Annotated in this window: 1 protein-coding gene; it reads right to left on the bottom strand. The window is 54.0% G+C overall.

The window, feature by feature from the left end:
* Positions 1-369, bottom strand: a 369-nt coding sequence (locus HMPREF2765_RS00355; protein WP_070604017.1) for a helix-turn-helix domain-containing protein, incomplete at its 3' end; no start/stop codon positions are given.
* Positions 370-428 lie beyond the last annotated feature (59 nt).

The following is a 428-nucleotide window of genomic DNA, read 5'->3' as shown; positions in this document are numbered from 1 at the left end:
CGGCCTGCCCTTGGGCTTAGGCTTAAGCGCCTGCGCGCCGCCTTCACGGTACAGCCTGCACCATTGCTTCAACGGTGTCGTGCTTGCAATACCGAAGCGCGCCATCGCTTCAGGCTTACTCATCCCACCGTCAACCACGGCCTTCGCTGCGGCGACTTTGGTCTCGTAGTCGTATTTGGTGTGTTTTACTCCCATGGTAAGAAGCCCGTCCTTCCCGATGACGTGGTACGTTTTCTGCCACTCTCTCACAGTCGCGGCGGACATACCAAGCCTGCTGGCGGTTAAACCATAGCCAAATCCTTTCTCAAACATTTGCGCTGCTTGTTTCCGAAGCAAACGGTCGTGTCTTATTCCCAGATGCACGGACATGAAAAGCCTCCTGTTTCTTGGACTTTATTTTTGTTGTCCAAGAAACGGGAGGCAGTTCA

This window comes from Rothia sp. HMSC062H08, from assembly GCF_001810775.1.
Lineage (GTDB): Bacteria > Actinomycetota > Actinomycetes > Actinomycetales > Micrococcaceae > Rothia.
The sequence above is the reverse complement of the archived record's forward strand: the minus strand, read 5'-3'. Positions and strand labels throughout refer to the sequence as shown.